Genomic DNA, 19,334 nt, shown 5'->3' on the forward strand with positions numbered 1-19,334 from the left:
CTATGTTCCGCGCCATCGGCCACATCCTGCACGGCACCTACACCCAGCTACGCAGCCTGGCGATGATCTTCGCCCACGCCTTTCGCAAGCGCGACACCCTGCAGTACCCGGAGGAGCCGGTGTACCTGCCGCCGCGCTACCGCGGGCGCATCGTGCTGACCCGCGACCCCGACGGCGAGGAGCGCTGCGTGGCCTGCAACCTCTGCGCGGTGGCCTGCCCGGTGGCCTGCATCTCGCTGCAGAAGGCCGAGAGCGCCGACGGCCGCTGGTACCCGGAGTTCTTTCGCATCAACTTCTCGCGCTGCATCTTCTGCGGCCTGTGCGAGGAGGCCTGCCCGACCACCGCGATCCAGCTCACCCCGGACTTCGAGATGTGCGAGTTCGACCGCCAGCAGCTGGTGTACGAGAAGGACGACCTGCTGATCGCCGGCCCCGGCAAGTACCCGGACTACAACTTCTACCGGGTGGCCGGCCTGGCCATCGCCGGCAAACCCAAGGGCGCGGCGCTGAACGAGGCCGAGCCGATCAATGTGAAGGGGTTGTTGCCATGACGAGAACATTCGCGTCGATGGGCTCCATGCGGCTCCCCGGAGGGGTTACCACGCAGGATCCTGCCGACATTCAATTCATCAGGCGCGCGAAGTCCCCCGTCAGGAGGCCGAACGGAGGTATTGCGCAGGGGGACGAGCCGCAGGGACGCGGCGAGAGGCGTAATGGGCCAGGGATGGCCCATGTACGCCGGCCCCCGGAGCGATACCGGAGAAAGGGGAGTCGAGCGCAGCGAGACCCGGATGCAGGGGCGTGTTTCTTTTGCTTACTTTTCTTTGCACGAGCAAAGAAAAGTAAGGCGCCCGAGGGGGCGCAACCAGAGCTACCGGCACACGCAAAAGCGGCGGCTGCCTTTGCACCTGAAGTGCTCCAAAAACATAGACCTGAGGGAGGCCACTGACCATGGCCATCGCCTTCTACCTCTCCGGCGCCATCGCCCTGCTCGCCACGCTGCGGGTGATCGGCCACCACAACCCGATCCACGCCCTGCTCTACCTGATCATTTCGCTGCTGGCCGTGGCCATGTGCTTCTTCGCCCTCGGCGCGCCCTTCGCCGGGGCGCTGGAGATCATCGTCTACGCCGGGGCGATCATGGTGCTGTTCGTCTTCGTGGTGATGATGCTCAACCTCGGCCCGGCGGTGATCGCCCAGGAGCGCAAGTGGCTGACCCCGGGCATCTGGATCGGCCCCGGCATCCTCGCCGCGCTGCTGCTGGCCTTGCTGCTGCATGCCCTGTGGCGGCTCGACGGCGGCCAGCCGCTGGGGCACACCACGGTGCCGCCCAAGGCGGTGGGCATCAGCCTGTTCGGCCCCTACCTGCTGGCGGTGGAACTGGCCTCGATGCTGCTGCTGGCGGCGCTGGTCGCCGCCTTCCACCTCGGCCGCGCGGAGGCCAACCAGCCATGATCGACACGGTACCGCTGGAACACGGCCTGGCCCTGGCCGTACTGCTGTTCTGCCTGGGCCTGCTGGGCCTGCTGGTGCGGCGCAACATCCTGTTCATGCTGATGAGCCTGGAGGTGATGATGAACGCCGCCGCCCTCGCCTTCGTCGTCGCCGGCAGCCGCTGGGCGCAGGCCGACGGCCAGGTGATGTTCATCCTGGTGATCACCCTGGCCGCCGCCGAGGCGGCCATCGGCCTGGCCATCCTGCTGCAGCTGTACCGCCGCCACGACAGCCTCGACATCGACTCGGCCAGCGAGATGCGCGGATGAACCTGTTGCCCCTGACCCTGCTCCTGCCGCTGCTCGGCTTCCTCGCCCTGGCGTTCTCCCGCGGGCGCCTGAGCGAGAACCAGGCGGCGACCATCGGCGTCGGCTCGGTCGGCCTCGCCGCGCTGACCGCGCTCTGGGTCGGCTGGCAGTTCCTCAGCGCGCCGCCGGCCGGCGGCGTCCACGTCCAGCCGCTGTGGCAATGGCTGGAGGTGGACGGTTTCGCCCCGGCCATCGCCCTGCACCTGGACGGCCTGTCGCTGACCCTGCTCGGCGTGGTCAGCGGCGTCGGCTTTCTCATCCACCTGTTCGCCAGCTGGTACATGCGCGGCGAGGAAGGCTACGCGCGCTTCTTCGCCTACATGAACCTGTTCGTCGCCAGCATGTTGCTGCTGGTGCTCGGCGACAACCTGCTGGCACTGTACTTCGGCTGGGAAGGCGTGGGCCTGTGCAGCTACCTGCTGATCGGTTTCTACTACCGCAACCCGGCCAACGGCGCGGCGGCGCTGAAGGCCTTCATCGTCACCCGCATCGGCGACGTGTTCCTCGCCCTCGGCCTGTTCCTGCTCTACCACGCCCTCGGCACGCTGAACATCCGCGAGCTGCTGGAGCTGGCGCCGCAACGCTTCGCCAGCGGCGATGCGCTGCTGACCCTGGCCACCCTGCTGCTGCTCGGCGGCGCGGTGGGCAAGTCGGCGCAGCTGCCGCTGCAGACCTGGCTGGCCGACGCCATGGCCGGCCCGACCCCGGTGTCGGCGCTGATCCATGCCGCCACCATGGTCACCGCCGGGGTCTACCTGATCGCCCGCTGCCACGGCCTGTTCAGCCTGGCGCCGCTGAGCCTCGGCCTGGTCGGCGCGGTGGGCGCCATCACCCTGCTGCTGGCCGGCTGCGCGGCGCTGGTGCAGCGCGACATCAAGCGCATCCTGGCCTACTCGACCATGAGCCAGATCGGCTACATGTTCCTCGCCCTGGGCGTCGGCGCCTGGCAGGCGGCGATCTTCCACCTGATGACCCACGCCTTCTTCAAGGCCCTGCTGTTCCTCAGCGCCGGCGCGGTGATCAACGCCTGCCACCACGAGCAGGACATCTTCAGGATGGGCGGCCTGCGCCGGCGTCTGCCGCTGGTCTACGCCTGCTTCCTGGTCGGCGGCGGCGCCCTGGCCGCGCTGCCGCTGGTGACCGCCGGCTTCTATTCCAAGGACGAGATCCTCTGGCAGGCCCTGGCCGGCGGCGAGCGCCTGCTGCTGACGGCCGGCCTGGTCGGCGCCCTGCTCACCTCGCTGTACACCTTCCGCCTGATCTTCATCGCCTTCCACGGCCAGGCGCAGATCGACGCCCACCCCGGCCAGGGCCTCGCCCACTGGCTGCCGCTGGGCCTGCTGCTGGTGCTGTCGACCTTCGTCGGCGGCCTGATCGTCCCGCCGCTGGCCGATGTGCTGCCGGCCGGCCCCGGGGCGGCCCACGGCGACGGCAGGCTGGGCCTGGAGCTGCTGTCCTCGGCGGTGGCGATCATCGGCGTGGCGCTGGCCGCCGGGCTGTTCCTCGGCCAGCGCCGGCACGTCGCGGCACTGGCCGCCAGCGCCCCGGGACGCCTGCTGGTGGCCTGGTGGGGCGCGGCCTGGGGCTTCGACTGGCTCTACCAGCGGCTGTTCGTGCTGCCCTACCTGTGGCTGTGCCGGCTGCTGGCCCGCGACCCCTGCGACCGCGGCCTCGGCCTGCTGCCGCGCCTGGCGCGGCTGGCGCACCTGCTGCTGAGCCTGAGCCAGACCGGCCGGCTGCGCTGGTACGCCGCCTCGCTGGCGGGCGGCGCGGTGCTGCTGCTAGGAGCCCTGGCATGGACTTAAGGGTCGGTTGCCGTTTCGTTCGTGAGCCGCGTTGCTGCGCCAAATGGCGCCAGGTTAGGCGCAGGACGCCGGTAATGGCCATTCCCTTGCCAAGTCCTGCAACAACAGCTGGCGCCATTTGCCGCGCAACCCTACGGGCCGGGCCGGTTTTCCCGCGGTGCGTTGTTACTCGACGGCTCATTTGGACGACCAAACTTCGCGTCTCGTGCCTAGCCCCGCGGAAAAACCGGCTCCGGCGCGGCTACGAACGAAACGGCAACCGACCCTAGCATGGAGGCGGCATGATCCTGCCCTGGCTGATCCTTATCCCCTTTATCGGCGGCCTGCTGTGCTGGCTGGGCGAGCAGCGCAGCCAGACCCTGCCGCGCTGGCTGGCGCTGCTGACCATGCTCCTGGTGCTGGCGCTGGGCCTGCTGCTCTGGGCCCAGGGCGACTTCCAGCTGGCGCCGATGCCGGGCCGCGATCCGGTCTGGGAGCTGGAGTTCAAGCAGCCGTGGATTCCCCGCCTGGGCATCAACATCCACCTGGCGCTGGACGGCCTGTCGCTGCTGATGATCCTGCTCACCGGCCTGCTCGGGGTGCTCTCGGTACTCTGCTCCTGGCGCGAGATCCAGGCGCGGGTGGGTTTCTTCCACCTAAACCTGATGTGGATTCTCGGCGGGGTGATCGGCGTGTTCCTCGCCCTCGACCTGTTCCTGTTCTTCTTCTTCTGGGAAATGATGCTGGTGCCGATGTACTTCCTCATCGCCCTGTGGGGGCACAGCGCGGCGGACGGCAGCAGCTCGCGGATCAATGCGGCGACCAAGTTCTTCATCTACACCCAGGCCAGCGGCCTGATCATGCTGGTGGCCATCCTCGGCCTGGTGCTCAGCCACTTCAATGCCAGCGGCGTGCTCACCTTCGACTACGCCCTGCTGCTGCGCGCCGAGCTCGCGCCCGGCCTGGAATACCTGCTGATGCTGGGTTTCTTCGTCGCCTTCGCGGTCAAGCTGCCGGTGGTGCCGCTGCACTCCTGGCTGCCCGACGCCCATGCCCAGGCGCCGACCGCCGGTTCCGTGGACCTGGCCGGCATCCTGCTGAAGACCGCCGCCTACGGCCTGCTGCGCTTCGCCGTGCCGCTGTTTCCCAACGCCTCGGCCGAATTCGCCCCCATCGCCATGGGCCTCGGCCTGCTCGGCATCGTCTACGGCGCGCTGCTGGCCTTCGCCCAGAGCGACATCAAGCGGCTGATCGCCTACACCAGCGTCTCGCACATGGGCTTTATCCTGATCGGCATCTACAGCGGCCACCCCCTGGCGCTGCAGGGCGTGGTGGTGCAGATGCTCGCCCACGGTCTGTCGGCGGCGGCGCTGTTCATCCTCTGCGGCCAGCTCTACGAGCGCCTGCACACCCGCGAGCTGGGGCAGATGGGCGGGCTGTGGAGTCGCATGCACTACCTGCCGGGGATCACCCTGTTCTTCGCCGCCGCCAGCCTGGGCATGCCCGGCACCGGCAACTTCGTCGGCGAATTCCTGATCCTGCTCGGCGCGTTCAAGGACTGGCCCTGGTTCACCGTCGTCGCCGCCAGCGGCCTGGTGCTGGCCTCGGTCTATGCCCTGATCCTGATGCAGCGCGCCTTCTACGGGCCAGCTAAGAGCGAGGCGGCGCTGCAGGCGCTGGACGGCCGCGAGCTGGCCATGCTGCTCGGCCTGGTGGCGCTGCTGCTGTGGCTCGGGCTGTTCCCCCAGGCGGTGCTGGACACCTCGGCGGCCAGCATGCAGGGCGTGCAGCAGTGGCTGAGCGCGGCCTTCGCCCAACTGACGGTCGCGAGGTAGCCGGCCATGGATCTACGCCTCGAACACTTCATCGCCCTGCTGCCGCTGCTGGTCTGCGCCGCCACCGCCATCGCGGTGATGCTCGGCATCGCCTGGCGCCGCAGCCATCGGCAGAGTTTTCTGCTCAGCGTGATCGGCCTCAACCTGGCGCTGCTGGCCCTCCTGCCGGCGCTGCGGGTGATGCCGCTGGAGGTCACCCCGCTGCTGCGCATCGACAGCTTCGCCGCCTTCTACATGGCGCTGATCCTGGTGGCCACCCTGGCCTGCGTGACCCTGGCCCACGCCTACCTCGGCGAGGGCCGCGGCAAGGGCTACCCGGGCAACCGCGAGGAGCTCTACCTGCTGATGCTGCTCAGCGCCTGCGGCGGCCTGGTACTGGTCAGCGCGCAGCACCTGGCCGGGCTGTTTATCGGCCTGGAGCTGCTCTCGGTGCCGACCTACGCCCTGGTCGCCTACGCCTTCTTCAACCGCCGCTCGCTGGAGGCCGGGATCAAGTACATGATCCTCTCCGCCGCCGGCAGCGCCTTCCTGCTGCTGGGCATGGCCCTGCTCTACGCCGAATCCGGCAGCCTGGCCTTCGCCGCCATCGGAGCCAGCCTCGGCACCCCCGGCCTGCTGGCGCAGTCGGCACTGGGCCTGATGCTGGTGGGCCTGGCCTTCAAGCTGTCGCTGGTGCCCTTCCACCTGTGGACGCCGGACGTCTACGAAGGCGCGCCGGCGCCGGTCGCCGCATTCCTCGCCACCGCCAGCAAGGTGGCGGTGTTCGCCGCCCTGCTGCGCCTGTTCCAGCTGGCGCCGGTGGCCGCCGCGCCGGCCCTGCACGAGCTGCTCGCGGCCCTGGCGGTGGCCTCGATCCTGGTGGGCAACCTGCTGGCGCTGCTGCAGAACAACCTCAAGCGCCTGCTCGGCTATTCCTCCATCGCCCACTTCGGCTACCTGCTGGTGGCCCTGGTGGCCAGCCGCGGCCTGGCCCTGGAAGCCGCCGCGGTGTACCTGGTGACCTACGTGCTGACCACCCTCGGCGCCTTCGGCGTGATCAGCCTGATGTCCACCCCCTACAGCGGTCGCGACGCCGACGCCCTGTACGAGTACCGCGGGCTGTTCTGGCGCCGCCCGTACCTGACCGCGGTGCTCACCGTGATGATGCTGTCGCTGGCCGGGATTCCGCTCACCGCCGGCTTCATCGGCAAGTTCTACCTGATCGCCGTGGGCGTCGAGGCGCGCCTGTGGTGGCTGCTCGGCGCCCTGGTGCTGGGCAGCGCCATCGGCCTGTTCTACTACCTGCGGGTGATGGTCACCCTCTACCTGCGCGAGCCCAATCTGCATCGCCACGACGCGCCCTTCGACTGGGGTCAGCGCGCCGGCGGCATGATGCTGTTGCTGGTGGCGCTGCTGGCGTTCGCCATCGGCGTCTATCCGCAGCCCCTGCTGGCCATGCTGCAGGGCGTCGCGCTCGGCTGACACCGGCAAGATTCCGCTAGGCCCGAGCGGGCCAATGGCGGGTTTCCGCCACCCGCTGTGCGCTGCGTCACGGGGCTTTTCCCGTGGTCACGGCGCTGGCGGAAAATCGCCACCCTGGCACAGCCCTTGCCATGCAAGCTACCAGCCTTGACCGCGAACCGGCGCTGCCGAGCTCCGCCGCCCGCGGCCAACGCCACCAACACCGGGCGCCCCGCGCCTCACACAGATAAGAAGAAAAAGGTAGCAAGATGCTCAACACGATCCGCGCCCTGGCCGTCTGCGCCCTGGCGCTCAGCTCGCTTGCGGCGCTCAGCGCCCAGGCCGACGAAGCCATCCTGATCAAGTTCTCCCACGTGGTCGCCGACGGCACCCCCAAGGGCCAGGGCGCGTTGCTGTTCAAGCAACTGGTGGAGGAGCGCCTGGCCGGCAAGGTCAGGGTCGAGGTCTACCCCAACTCCAGCCTGTACGGTGACGCCAACGAGCTGGAGGCCCTGCGCAACAACGAGGTGCAGCTGCTGGCGCCCTCGCTGGCCAAGTTCGAGCAGTACACCAAGCAGCTGCAGGTGTTCGACCTGCCCTTCCTGTTCGACGACCTCGACGCGGTCAACCGCTTCCAGAAACGCGCCAAGGGCCGCCAGCTGCTGCGCTCGATGGAGGATCACAACATCGTCGGCCTGGCCTATTGGCACAACGGCATGAAGCAGCTGTCCGCCACCCGCGCGCTGCAGATGCCCGGCGACGCCAATGGCCTGAGCTTCCGCATCCAGCCCTCGGCGGTGCTCGAGGCGCAGTTCCGCCAGCTCGGTGCAGGCGCGCAGAAGCTGCCGTTCGCCGAAGTGTTCAAGGCGCTGCAGAGCGGCCAGGTGCAGGGCGCGGAGAACCCCTGGTCGAACATCCATAGCCAGAAGCTGCACGAGGTGCAGCCCTTCATCAGCGAGACCAACCACGGCGTGCTGGACTACATGCTGGTGAGCAACTCGCGCTTCTGGTACGGCATTCCGCACCAGATCCGCATGGAACTGGAAGGCATCATCGACGAAGTCACCTACGCGGTGAACCGCCAGGCCGAGGCCGCCAATCAGGCCGATCGCCAGCGCATCCTCGACTCCGGACGCAGCCAGGTGCTCGAACTCAGCGCCGAGCAGCGCCAGGCCTGGCGCGACGCCATGCGCCCGGTGTGGCAGCAGTTCGAAACGGCGATCGGCAGCGATGTGATCAAGGCCGCGCAGACGGTCAACCGCAAGCACCGCGACTAGCCTGGCGGAATCCCGCCAAGGCGCTTCAGGCCGCCGGCAACTGCTCCGGAGGCAGCGGATGACCGAGCAGGTAGCCCTGCAGCGAGTCGCAGCCCAGCTCGGTGAGGAAGGCCTGCTGCTGGCGGGTCTCCACGCCCTCGGCGACGATGCGCAGGTTCAGCGCCTGGCCCAGGGCGACGATGGCCGAGACGATCGCGGCATCGTCGCCGTCGTGCTGCAGATCGCGGACGAAGCCGCGGTCGATCTTCAGCTCGTTGGCCGGCAGGCGCTTGAGGTAGAGCAGGCTGGAATAGCCGGTGCCGAAGTCGTCGATGGCGATGTCCACGCCCATGGCCGATAGCTGCTGGAGAATCGCCAGACTGGCGTTCACATCGTGCATCGCCGTGCTCTCGGTGATCTCCAGGGTCAGGCAGTTGGCCGGCAGCTCATGCCGCGCCAGGGCCTGGCGCACGCTGTCGACCAGCTCGCCGTGGCAGAACTGCAGCGCCGACAGGTTCACCGCCACCCGCCAGTCGCTGCGCCCCTGCTGGTACCACAGGCGCATCTGCCGACAGGCCTCGTCCAGCACCCAGTCACCGATGGCGATGATCAGCCCGGTCTTCTCCGCCAGGCCGATGAAGCGATCCGGCGCCAGCAGCCCCTGTTGCGGATGCTGCCAGCGCAACAGCGCCTCGGCGCCGATCATGCGCTCGCTGCCGGTGGCGAACTTGGGCTGGTAGTAGAGACGGAACTCGCCGCGCTCCAGCGCCGCGCGCAGGTCGTGCAGCAGCTGCAGCTGCTGGCGCGCGTTGGTGTTCATCGAGCGCTCGAAGAAGCTGTAGCCGTTCTTGCCCAGGCCCTTGGCGTGGTACATCGCCGCGTCGGCGTTGATCAGCAGGTCCTGCTGGTCGCTGCCGTCGCCCGGGTAGAGGGCAATGCCGACGCTGGTGGAGACGCGCAACTCGTGCCCCTCGACCAGGAACGGCTGGCTCAGCAGGCTGACCACCTGCCCCGCGAGGTTGGCCGCGTCCTGCGCCTGACGCAGCTCGGCGAGCAGGACGAACTCGTCGCCGCCGATCCGCGCCAGGCTGTCCTGGGCGCGCAGATGGGCGCGCAGCCGCTGAGCCACGGCCACCAGCAGCTGGTCGCCGACATGATGGCCGAAGGCGTCGTTGACCGGCTTGAAGCCGTCCAGGTCCATGAACAGCAGGGCGAAATGGCCGCCGTTGCGCCCGACCTTGAGGATGCCCTGGCCGATGCGGTCTTCCAGCAGCAGGCGGTTGGGCAGCTTGGTCAGGCCATCGTGCAGGGCCAGCTGGGTCAGCTCGGCGTTGGCCTTGGCCAGCGAGCTGCTGAGCAGCGCGGTACGCGCCTCCAGGCGGGCGTCGAGGATCGAGGTGAGCAGTGCGATGGCCAGCACCGCCAGGGTCACCACCACCACCAGGCTGGCCAGCCAGCCGCTGTCCAGGCCGCTGCCGGCGGCGGCGCAGTAGCTGCCGGCGGGGAAGTTCGCCGCGGCCATGCCGGTGAAGTGCATGCCGACGATGGCGATGCCCATGATCACCGCCGCGCCGCCGCGGGCCAGGCGCACGTAGGGCGTGTCGCGGCGCAGGCGGAAGGCGATCGACAAGGCCGCGCCCGAGGCGAGCACGGCGATCAGCAGCGACAGGGCGAAGAGCAGCGGGTCGTAGTCGATCCCCGGCTGCATGCGCAGCGCCGCCATGCCGATGTAGTGCATGGCGCCGATCCCCGCGCCCATGGCCAGCGCACCCAGGCCCAGGTGCCAGGCCGGCAGCTCGGGCTGGCTGACCAGCCACAGGGCGAAGCCCGAGGCGAGCATGGCGATGGCCAGCGACAGCAGGGTGATGGCGAGGTCGTAACCCAAGGGGATCGGCAGGCTGAAGGCGAGCATGCCGACGAAGTGCATGGACCAGATGCCGATGCCCATGGCCACCGCGCCGCCGGCGATCCACAGCGACTGGGCGATGCCCTTGGCGCTGGCGATGCGTCCGGCCAGATCGAGCGCCGTGTAGGACGCCAGGATGGCCACGCACAGCGACAGCACAACCAGGGATAAATCGTAACTACCGATCAGCATCGAAACTCTCTACAGGCGTTGCGCCGACCGCGGAGCGGCGCGCGCTCCGAATCCCTGATGGCCAGTTGCAAGCATTGACGACAAGAGCGCGAATCTTAGCGGAAAGCCCGTTTCCGGGTCAGGGCAAAAAACACCTGACTAACGAGTCGAGCTGCTGTTCGTCGCCCGCTCGTCGCTTTCATGCAATTGCTCGAGCTGCCAGCCGCCGCCGAGGGCGGCGATCAGCTGCACGCTGGCGGTCAGCCGGCTGCCGAGCAGGGTCAGGCTGGAACGCTCGTTGCTCAGCGCGGTGGCCTGCACGTTGACCACGCTGTTGAAGTCCAGGGTGCCGGCGCGGTACTGGTTTTCGATCAGGCGCAGCGATTCGCGCGCGGCGTCCAGCGCCTGCTGCTGCACCTCGCTCTCCTGCTCCAGCACGCGCAGCTGCACCAGCTGATCCTCGACCTCGCGGAAGCTGTCGAGCACGGCCTGGCGGTACTGCGCCACGGTCTGGTCGTAGACCGCCTCGGTACGCTCCAGCTCGGCGCGGCGGGCGCCGCCGTCGAACAGGCTCAACGCCAGTTGCGGGCCGAGCGACCAGAAACGGTTGGGCACCTCGATCCAGTCGGCGAAGCTGCTGCCGCGGTAGCCACCGGTCGCCGAAATGCTCAGGTCCGGGAACCAGGCCGCTTCCGCCACGCCGATCTGCGCGTTGGCTGCCATCACCCGGCGCTCGGCCGCAGCGACGTCAGGGCGACGTTCGAGAAGTTGCGAGGGCAGCGCCACGGGGATCTGCGGCAGCCCCGGCACGCCGTCGCGCGCGGCGATGGCCAGTTCGGCCGGGCTGGCGCCGACCAGCACGGCGATGGCGTGCTCCAGCTGGGCGCGCTGCCACTGCAGATCGATGGCCTGGGCCTGGGTGCTCTTGAGCTGGGTGATGGCCTGGGTCACGTCGGACTTGGGCACGATGCCGGCCCGGTACTGGTTCTCGGTCAGGCGCAGCGAACGGGCGTAGGCGGCCACGGTGGCATCGAGCAGGCGCTTCTGCTCATCCAGCACGCGCAACTGCAGGTAGTTCTGCACCAGCTCGCTCTGCAGGCTCAGGCGCGCGGCGGCCAGGTCGGCGGCGCTGGCGTCATATTCGGCGCGGCTGGACTCCAGGCCGCGGCGCAGCTTGCCCCAGATATCCAGCTCCCAGGCCGCATTGAGGCCCAGTTCGTAGGTCTTGGAGATGCGCGCGGCGTTGGAGCCGCTGACGCTCACCCCGTCGCCGGTGCTGATGGTGCTGTCGCCGCCGCCCTGCCCCGCGCGGGTCACCCCGGCGCTGGCGGACAGGCTCGGGTAGAAGCTGGCGCGCGCGCCGCGCACCAGGGCGCGGGCCTGGCGGTACTGGGCCTCGGCGGCGGCCAGGTTCTGGTTGGACAGCTGCAGGCGCTCGACCAGCGCGTTGAGTTCGGCGTCACCGTACAGCTCCCACCAGGCGCCGCGTTCCAGGGCGTCGCCGGGGCTGGCCGCCTTCCAGCCTTCGATCTGCTTGAACTGCATGGGCGCCGCCAGCTCGGGGCGCTGGTAGTCGGGGCCGAGCATGCAGCCACTCAGCACGCCGGCCAGCAACAGGGACAGGAGGGTTTTGCCGACAGGAGCCTGGGTCATAGCGGATTTTCCAACGAAGCATCGGTGCGCACGCCGCGCCAGCGGTTGACGCGGTGGCGCAGGCGGTCGAAGTAGAGGTAGATCACCGGCGTGGTGTAGAGGGTCAGCAGCTGGCTGAGCACCAGGCCGCCGACTATGGTGATGCCCAGCGGCTGACGCATCTCCGCCCCCTCGGCACTGCCCAGCACCAGCGGCAGCGCGCCGAGAATCGCGGCCAGGGTGGTCATCAGGATCGGCCGAAAGCGCAGCAGGCAGGCGCGGCGAATGGATTCCTGCGGGCTGAGGCGCTCGCCGCGTTCCAGTTGCAGGGCCAGGTCAACCATCAGGATGGCGTTCTTCTTGACGATGCCGATCAGCAGGAACAGCCCCAGCAGCGAGATCAGGCTGAACTCCATGCCCACCAGCTGCAGCGCGAGCAAGGCACCGACGCCGGCCGAGGGCAAGGTGGAGAGGATGGTCAGCGGATGGATGTAGCTCTCGTAGAGCACGCCGAGGACGATGTACACCACCACCAGCGCCAGCAGGATCATCAGCGGCTGGTTGTCCTGGGTCTGCTGGAAGGCCGCACCGGTGCCGCCGAGCATGCCCTGTACCTCGCCGGGCAGGCCGAGCCGCGCCACCGCCGCCTCGATGGCGCGGCTGGCCTGGTCCAGGCTGACCCCTTCGGCCAGGGAGAAGCCGATGTTCTCGGCGGCGAACTGGCCCTGGTGGTTGACCCGGTCCTCCTCCAGGCTGCGCTCCCAGCGGGCAAAGGTGGACAGCGGCACACGCGCACCATCGGCGGTGATCAGCTGGATCTGGTCGAGCGCCTCGGGATGCTGGGCGTACAGCGGGTTGATCTCCATCACCACGCTGTACTGGTTGAGCGCCTCGTAGATGGTCGACACCTGGCGCTGGCTGAAGGCGTTGTTGAGCACCGCGGTGATCATGCTCATCTCCACGCCCAGGCGCTGCGCCGCTTCGCGGTCCACCACCAGGCGAATCTGCTGGGCGCCCTCGTTTTCCTTGGCGTCGATATCGGTCAGCTCGGGCAGCGCGCGCAGCGCCTCGCGCACCTTCGGCAGCCACTGGCGCAGGGCGTCGAGGTCGCCCGACAGCAGCATGTACTCGTTCTCCGAACTGCGCCCCTCGCGCCCGCCGATCTGCAGGTCCTGGTCCGGCATGAGGAACATGCGCCCGCCCGGCACCTTGGGCACGCTGGCGCGCAGGCGGTTGATCACCTGCTGCGCAGAGGCCTCGCGTTCACCCACGGGCTTCAAGCGCACGATCATAAAGGCGTTGTTGATCCCGCCGCTGCCGCCGATGAAGCCGGCCACGCTGTGCACCGCCGGGTCGGCCAGCACCGCCTTGCGGAAGATCTCCATCTTCGGCTGCATGACCTGGAACGACAGGCCGTCGTCGCCGCGGATAAAGCCGATCAGCTGGCCGGTGTCCTGCTGCGGCATGAAGGTCTTGGGAATGCTGACGAACAGGTAGACGTTCAGCGCAATGGTCGCCAACAGGCTCAGCAGCATCAGCAGCGAGTGACGCAACGCCCAGTCCAGGCTGCGCCCGTAGAAGGCCAGCACGCGGTTCTGCAGGCGCTCGCCCCACTGCTGCAGGCGACCCTGCGGCTGCTCGGCCTCGGCCTTGAGCCAGCGTGCGCAGAGCATCGGCGTCAACGTCAGCGACACCACCAGGGAGATCACCACGGCCACCGCCAGGGTGATGGAGAACTCGCGGAACAGCCGCTCGACTATGCCGCCCATGAACAGGATGGAGACGAACACCGCGACCAGCGACAGGTTCATCGACAGCAGGGTGAAGCCGACTTCGCGGGCGCCCTTGAACGCCGCGTCCATCGGTTTCTCGCCGTTATGAATGTGCCGCGAGATGTTCTCCAGCACCACGATGGCGTCGTCCACCACCAGGCCGGTGGCGATGATCAGCGCCATCAGCGACAGGTTGTTGAGCGAGAATCCCAGCAGGTACATGGCGGCGAAGCTGCCGATCAGCGACACCGGCACCGCCAGCGCCGGAATCAGCGCCGCGCGCCAGCGCCCGAGGAAGGCCAGCACCACCAGGATCACCAGGCCCACGGCGATCAGCAGGGTGCGCTCGGCTTCGTGCAGGGTGGCGCGGATCACCGGCGAACGGTCCATGGCCACTTCCAGGTCGACGCTGGCTGGGATCACCTCGCGCAGCGCCGGCAGCTCGGCACGTATGTCGGCGATGGTCTGCAGGATGTTCGCCCCGCTCTGCCGGTTGATCACCAGCAGCACGGCCTCGCGGTCGTTGAAGAAGCCGCTGTTGTAGCGGTCCTCGACGCCGTCGCTGACCGTGGCCACATCGCCCAGGCGCACCGCGGCGCCGTCCTGGTAGCGGATGATCATCGGCAGGTAGTCGGCGGCCTTGGCCAGCTGGTCGCTGGCCTGCACCTGCCAGCGGCGCTGCGCATCCTCCACCGCGCCCTTAGGGCGCAGCGCATTGCTCGCGGCGATGGTCTGGCGCACCTCGTCGAGGGCGATGCCGTACTGATCGAGCAGGCGCGGCTCCAGCGCCACCCGTACCGCCGGCAGCGAACTACCGCCGACCTGCACCTCGCCGACGCCGCCGACCTGGGCCAGTTTCTGCGCCAGGATGGTCGAGGCGACGTCGTACAGCTGGCCCTTGTTCAGCGTCGCGCTGGTCAGCGAGATGACCATGATCGGCGCCTGCGACGGATTGATCTTGCGGTAGCTGGGCATGGTCCGCATGCCGCTGGGCAGCAGCTCGCGCGCGGCATTGATCGCCGCCTGCACCTCGCGCGCGGCGGTGTTGATGTCCTTGTCCAGGTCGAACTGGATCATGATCCGCGTGTTGCCCTGGCTGCTGCGGCTGTTCATCTGGCTGACCCCGGCGATGGTGCCGAGCGAGCGCTCCAACGGCGTGGCCACGGTCGAGGCCATGATCTGCGGGCTGGCGCCGGGCAGGCTGGCCTGCACGGTGATGGTGGGGAAATCCATCTGCGGCAGCGGCGCCACCGGCAGCAGGCCGAAGCTGACGCCGCCGAGCAGCATGATCGCCAGGCTCAGCAGCAGGGTCGCCACCGGGCGACGGATAAAGGGGGCGGAGAGGTTCATCTAGACCGCCAGCCCCGCCGCGCTGCGCCCGCTGACGCGGCGCGACAGACGATCGAAGTACAGGTAGATCACCGGCGTGGTGAACAGGGTCAGCACCTGGCTGAGCAGCAGCCCGCCGACCATCACCAGACCCAGCGGCTGGCGCAGCTCGGCGCCGGAGCCGGAGGCCAGCATCAGCGGGATGGCGCCGAACAGCGCGGCCAGGGTGGTCATCAGGATCGGGCGGAAGCGCAAGAGCGCCGCCTGGTAGATCGCATCCCGCGGCGCCATGCCCTGGTTACGCTCGGCCTCCAGGGCGAAGTCGATCATCATGATCGCGTTCTTCTTGACGATGCCGATCAACAGGATGATGCCGATGATGGCGATCAGGCCCAGGTCGTTGCCGGTCAACAGCAGCGCCAGCAAGGCGCCGACCCCGGCAGAGGGCAGCGTGGAGAGAATGGTGATCGGGTGGATATAGCTCTCGTAGAGCACGCCGAGCACGATGTACATGGTGACGATGGCCGCCAGGATCAGCAGCAGGGTCGAGCTCAGCGAGGCGCGGAAGGCCTCGGCGGCGCCCTGGAACTGGGTGTCGATGGCGCCGGGCAGGCCGATCTCCTGCTCCACCCGCTCGATCACCGCCACCGCCTCGCCCAGCGACACCCCCGGGGCCAGGTTGAACGACAGGGTCACCGCCGGGAACTGGCCGATATGGTTGACCAGCAGGCTGGCCGGACGCTCCTCGATGCGCGCCAGCGAGGCCAGCGGCACCTGCTGGCCGTCGCCGGTGGCGACGTGGATCTGCTCCAGCGCCGCCAGGCCGATGCGCCCGCCGTCGCGGCTCTCCAGCACCACACGGTACTGGCTGGCCTGGGTGTAGATGGTGCTGATCTGGCGTTGGCCAAAGGCGTCGTACAGCGCGTCGTCGATGTCGCCGACGCTGATGCCCAGACGCGCGGCGGCGTCGCGGTCGATCTGCAGGTACACCTGCAGGCCGCGGTTCTGCAGGTCGCTGGCCACGTCGGTGAGCGCCGGCTGCTGGCGCAACGCCTCGACCAGGCGCGGCGTCCAGTGCTCCAGTAGCGCGCCGTCCGGCGACTCCAGGGTGAACTGGAACTGGGTGCGGCTGATGCGATCCTCGATGGTCAAATCCTGCACCGGCTGCATGTACAGCTCGATGCCGGGAATCCGCGCCAGCTCGGGGCGCAGGCGCTCGATCACGGCGCTGGCGGTGACGTCGCGCGCGGCATGCGGCTTGAGGTTGATCAGCAGGCGGCCGCTGTTGAGCGTCGGGTTGTCGCCGTCGACGCCGATGGACGAGGACAGGCTGGCCACCGCCGGGTCGCGCAGGATGACATCGGCCAGGCGCTGCTGGCGCTCGCTCATGGCGGCGAAGGAAATCGACTGCGGCGCCTCGGAAATGCCCTGGATCACCCCGGTGTCCTGCACCGGGAAGAAGCCCTTGGGCACCGCCAGGTAGAGCAGCAGGGTCAGGCCCAAGGTGGCCACCGCCACCAGCAGGGTCAGCGGCTGGTGCCTCAGCACCCAGGTCAGCCAGACGCCGTAGCGCGCGATCATGGCGTCGATGACGGCGCCGGCGGCGCGGTAGAAGCGCCCTTCGTCCTCGGGCTTCTCGGCCTTGAGCAGGCGCGCGCACATCATCGGCGTGAGGGTCAGCGACACCACCAGGGAAATCAGGATGGCCACCGCCAGGGTGATGGCGAATTCGCGGAACAGCCGCCCGACCACGTCGGCCATGAATAGCAGCGGGATCAGCACGGCGATCAGCGACAGGGTCAGCGAGACCAGGGTGAAGCCGATCTGCCGGGCGCCCTTGAGCGCGGCGTTGAGTGGCGTCTCGCCCTGCTCCAGGTGACGGGCGATGTTCTCCAGCATGACGATGGCATCGTCGACCACGAAACCGGTGGCGATGGTCAACGCCATCAGCGTCAGGTTGTTGATGGTGAAGCCGGCCAGGTACATCACGCCGAAGGTGCCGATCAGCGACAGCGGCACGACGATGGACGGGATGATGGTCGCCGACAGCTTGCGCAGGAACAGGAAGGTCACCATCACCACCAGGGCGATGGCCAGCAGCAATTCGTGCTGCACATCGCGCACCGCAGCGCGGATGGTCTGGGTGCGGTCGGTGAGCACCTTGACCTCGACGCTGGCCGGCAGGCCCTCGGTCAGGTGCGGCAGCAGCGCCTGGATGCGGTCGACCACCTCGATCACGTTGGCCCCGGGCTGACGCTGCACGTTGACCAGTACCGCGGCGTTGCGATTGGCCCAGGCCGCTAGACGCTCGTTCTCGGCGCCATCGATGATCTCGGCGACGTCCTTCAGACGCAGCGCCGCGCCGTTCTGGTAGGTCAGGATCAGCTCGCGGTATTCGTCGACGGATTTGAGCTGGTCGTTGGCGTCGAGCTGGGAAACCCGCGTCGGCCCGTCGAAGTTGCCCTTGGGCTGGTTGACGTTGCTGGCGGTGATCAGATTGCGCACGTCGGCCAGGCTCAGGCCGTAGGACGCCAGCGCCTCGGGATTGACCCGGATGCGCACCGCCGGACGCTGGCCGCCGGCCAGGGTGACCAGGCCGACGCCGCTGGTCTGCGCCAGTTTCTGCGCCAGGCGGGTGTCCACCAGGTCGAAAACCCGCGGCAGCGGCAGGCTCGCCGAGCTGACCGCCAGGGTCAGCACCGGGGTGTCGGCCGGGTTGACCTTGTTGTACACCGGCGGCGCCGGCAGGTCGCCGGGCAACAGGTTGCTCGCCGCGTTGATCGCCGCCTGCACCTCCTGCTCGGCCACCGCCAGGGATACCTCCAGGTTGAAGCGCAGGGTGATCACCGAGGCGCCGCCGGAGCTGGTCGAGGACATCTGCTTGAGGCCGGCCATCTGGCCGAACTGGCGCTCCAGCGGCGCGGTCACCGCGCTGGTCATCACCTCCGGGCTGGCACCCGGATAGAGGGTCAGCACGCGGATGGTCGGGTAGTCCACCTCCGGCAGCGCCGACACCGGCAGCAGGCGGTAGGCGATCAGGCCGCTCAAGAAGATCGCCACCATCAGCAGCGTGGTGGCGACCGGCCGCAGGATGAAGGGGCGGGAGATGTTCATGCGTCGTTCCGCGGCTGGGCAGAACGCTCGCCCCGGCCCGGCTTGCCGCCCTCGCTCAGCGGTTGACGCGCCGCACCGTCCGGGCTGTGCACCACGGCCGGGTCGATCACCTCGACCTGGCTGCCGTCGCGCAGGCGGTCGGTGCCCTCCAGCACCAGCCGTTCGCCGGGCTGCACGCCGCCGGCCACCAGGCTGCGCTCGGCGTCGCTGGCGGCGATGGTCACCGGCCGCAGGCTGACCTTGCTGCCCTCGTCGACCACGTAGACGAAGGTGCCCTGGGCGCCGAACTGCACGGCGGCCGAAGGGATGATGGTGGCCGCTTCGCGGGTTTCCACGCGCAGGCGCACGTTGACGAACTGGTTGGGGAACAGCATCTGCTCGGCATTGGCGAAGCGCGCCTTGAGCTTGACCGTGCCGGTGGCGGTATCGATCTGGTTGTCCAGGCTCTCCAGCACGCCGTCGGCCAGTTTCAGCCGCTCGCCGCGGTCCCAGGCTTCTACCGCCAGGGTCGCGCCGCCGCGGGTGCGCTGCAGCACCGCCGGCAGGTCGCCCTCGGGGATGGTGAAGGTCACCGCGATCGGCAGGGTCTGGGTGATCACCACCAGCGGCGTGGTGTCGCCGGCGCTGACCAGGTTGCCGACGTCCAGCTGGCGCAGCCCGAGACGGCCGGAGATCGGCGCGCGGATCTGGGTGAAGTCGAGGTTGAGCCTGGCCGTGGCGACATCCGCCTGGTAACTCTGCAGGCTGCCGCGGTACTGGCCCACCAGCGCCTGCTGGGTGTCGAGGGTCTGCTTGGCGATGCTGTCTTCGGCGTACAGGCCCTGGTAGCGGGCCAGGTCCAGCTCGGCGTTCTTCAGCTGCGCCTGCTGCTCCTGCAGCGCGCCCTGGGCCTGCTGCAGCGCCGCCTGATAAGGACGCGGGTCGATCACCGCGAGCAGATCGCCGGCCTCGACCTGCTGGCCCTCCTCGAACAGCACCTTGACCAGCTCGCCGTCCACCCGCGAACGCACGTTGACCGTGTTGTAGGCGGTGACCGTGCCGAGGGCCTTGAGCTCGACGGCGAAGTCGTCGCGGCGCACCTCGGCCACCCGAACCGGCACCGGCCCCAGGTCGCCGAAGCGGCCAGCACCCATCGGCGCCTGCGCCTCGCTCGGCCAGAACCACCAGAGCAACAGCAGCACGGCGAGCAGACTCAGGCCGATCAGCCACTGGCGGGAGGTTTTCGAGGCGGTCGAGGCGGTAACGGACATGGCGGGGACGGGTCACTTCTTGAGGGAGTCGGAACGATAAGCA

General features: G+C 68.8%; 12 protein-coding genes. 7 read left to right on the forward strand and 5 right to left on the reverse strand.

Annotated elements, in window-relative coordinates; genetic code table 11:
- Positions 1-2 precede the first annotated feature (2 nt).
- The 7 genes from nuoI to ACIGFL_RS10585 all read left to right on the forward strand — a co-directional run bounded on the left by nuoI (position 3) and on the right by ACIGFL_RS10585 (position 8,138).
- Positions 3-551 carry an NADH-quinone oxidoreductase subunit NuoI gene (gene nuoI, locus ACIGFL_RS10555; RefSeq protein WP_397497142.1) on the forward strand — a complete coding sequence of 183 codons (549 nt, stop codon included), beginning with the start codon at positions 3-5 and terminating at the stop codon, positions 549-551.
- A 400-nt stretch (positions 552-951) separates the two neighbouring features.
- Positions 952-1,455, forward strand: coding sequence for an NADH-quinone oxidoreductase subunit J (gene nuoJ, locus ACIGFL_RS10560; protein WP_122107800.1), 504 nt, complete (start codon positions 952-954; stop codon positions 1,453-1,455).
- A complete protein-coding gene (gene nuoK / locus ACIGFL_RS10565; RefSeq protein ID WP_122108003.1) occupies positions 1,455-1,763 on the forward strand; it encodes an NADH-quinone oxidoreductase subunit NuoK in 309 nt (102 codons plus the stop codon). The genes nuoJ and nuoK overlap by 1 nt, the downstream gene beginning before the upstream one ends.
- On the forward strand, positions 1,760-3,607 hold the full coding sequence (gene nuoL, locus ACIGFL_RS10570) for an NADH-quinone oxidoreductase subunit L (RefSeq protein ID WP_397497143.1): 1,848 nt from the start codon (positions 1,760-1,762) through the stop codon (positions 3,605-3,607). The genes nuoK and nuoL overlap by 4 nt, the downstream gene beginning before the upstream one ends.
- Before the next feature lie 281 nt (positions 3,608-3,888).
- Complete coding sequence (nuoM, locus tag ACIGFL_RS10575) at positions 3,889-5,421, forward strand: NADH-quinone oxidoreductase subunit M (protein WP_397497144.1); 1,533 nt, start codon at positions 3,889-3,891, stop codon at positions 5,419-5,421.
- Between the two features lie 6 nt (positions 5,422-5,427).
- Positions 5,428-6,882, forward strand: coding sequence for an NADH-quinone oxidoreductase subunit NuoN (gene nuoN / locus ACIGFL_RS10580; protein ID WP_122107797.1), 1,455 nt, complete (start codon positions 5,428-5,430; stop codon positions 6,880-6,882).
- 248 nt (positions 6,883-7,130) lie between these two features.
- Positions 7,131-8,138 (forward strand): TRAP transporter substrate-binding protein, encoded by a 1,008-nt coding sequence (locus ACIGFL_RS10585; protein WP_397497145.1) that lies wholly within the window; start codon positions 7,131-7,133, stop codon positions 8,136-8,138.
- A gap of 25 nt (positions 8,139-8,163) precedes the next feature.
- Here the strand turns inward: ACIGFL_RS10585 and ACIGFL_RS10590 are convergent, their stop codons facing one another.
- From ACIGFL_RS10590 to ACIGFL_RS10610, 5 genes are all read right to left on the reverse strand, one after another.
- Complete coding sequence (locus tag ACIGFL_RS10590; RefSeq protein WP_397497146.1) at positions 8,164-10,215, reverse strand: putative bifunctional diguanylate cyclase/phosphodiesterase; 2,052 nt, start codon at positions 10,213-10,215, stop codon at positions 8,164-8,166.
- Positions 10,216-10,353: 138 nt separating this feature from the next.
- On the reverse strand, positions 10,354-11,847 hold the full coding sequence (locus ACIGFL_RS10595; protein WP_397497147.1) for an efflux transporter outer membrane subunit: 1,494 nt from the start codon (positions 11,845-11,847) through the stop codon (positions 10,354-10,356).
- The gene (locus tag ACIGFL_RS10600) at positions 11,844-14,948 is read right to left on the reverse strand and encodes a multidrug efflux RND transporter permease subunit (protein WP_397497148.1); all 3,105 of its coding nucleotides are present in this window, start codon (positions 14,946-14,948) and stop codon (positions 11,844-11,846) included. The genes ACIGFL_RS10595 and ACIGFL_RS10600 overlap by 4 nt, the downstream gene beginning before the upstream one ends.
- Positions 14,949-18,041 (reverse strand): MdtB/MuxB family multidrug efflux RND transporter permease subunit, encoded by a 3,093-nt coding sequence (locus ACIGFL_RS10605; RefSeq protein WP_397497149.1) that lies wholly within the window; start codon positions 18,039-18,041, stop codon positions 14,949-14,951.
- Positions 18,038-19,291, reverse strand: a complete 1,254-nt coding sequence (locus ACIGFL_RS10610; protein WP_397497150.1) for an MdtA/MuxA family multidrug efflux RND transporter periplasmic adaptor subunit — start codon at positions 19,289-19,291, stop codon at positions 18,038-18,040. Before ACIGFL_RS10610 ends, ACIGFL_RS10605 begins: the two co-directional genes overlap by 4 nt.
- Between the last annotated feature and the right edge of the window lie 43 nt (positions 19,292-19,334).

The organism is Pseudomonas sp. NPDC077649 (genome assembly GCF_044542855.1).
Lineage (GTDB): Bacteria > Pseudomonadota > Gammaproteobacteria > Pseudomonadales > Pseudomonadaceae > Aquipseudomonas.